Raw genomic sequence first — 636 nt, 5'->3', positions numbered from 1 at the left:
CTGGGAAAATCTTATGCGTTTGCAGGGGCGAGCGGAAGTTTGCGATGCAGCATCAAATATCTGGTTGGCGTTATTACGTCCTCTCAGGGAGTGTTTATGAAGCAATGCGTTGGTTATCTAAGATGCCTGCTTATGGCACTGAGGGCCACAAGATAGTAGTCTCATTATTCTTTTTCAGCCAACTGCATTACTTCCTCAGGCGTAAGCCCGGTAATTTGCTGCACGGTCTCTTTATCCATGCCTTTGAGCAATAATTGGCGGGCGATTTGCCGGGTACTGGTTTTGATTCCCTTTTCTATACCTTTCTCCATTCCCTGCTGCATTCCCTTTTTAAAACCGATCTGTTCCAGTTGCTGTGCGATGGTCATAATTTCCTCCCGGTGCTGGGGTAGTTTTTCCGTTAAGACCTGGGTGAAATGCGGCACTGAGCGAGTATTGCCGGATTTAATAATATAAACCAGTAACGCCTTTCGCAGTTCAGGGGGCGGCGCCCATTGACCAAATAATAACCCGATATCCTGGACCAGTTCCAGTATGTCCCGCTGGCGGATATGTTTTTGTACCAGTTCCAGCGGCGCCGCCTTGCTGTGAGTTTTGATTTCGTCATCGGGGATGACGGTGAGATCGACCAACGGG

The 636-nt window shown here is 48.7% G+C and carries 1 protein-coding gene; it reads right to left on the bottom strand.

The genetic code is table 11. The annotated features are described in order from the left end of the window. Nucleotides 1–164: 164 nt before the first annotated feature. Nucleotides 165–636 (bottom strand): Rpn family recombination-promoting nuclease/putative transposase (locus DDT56_RS24260; protein ID WP_136168896.1); only part of this gene is annotated, 472 nt, incomplete at its 5' end.

Origin of the sequence: Brenneria corticis, assembly GCF_003115855.1 — a bacterium.
GTDB lineage: Bacteria > Pseudomonadota > Gammaproteobacteria > Enterobacterales > Enterobacteriaceae > Brenneria > Brenneria corticis.
Note: the sequence above shows the minus strand (reverse complement) of the source record. Positions and strands in the feature narration are given on the sequence as shown.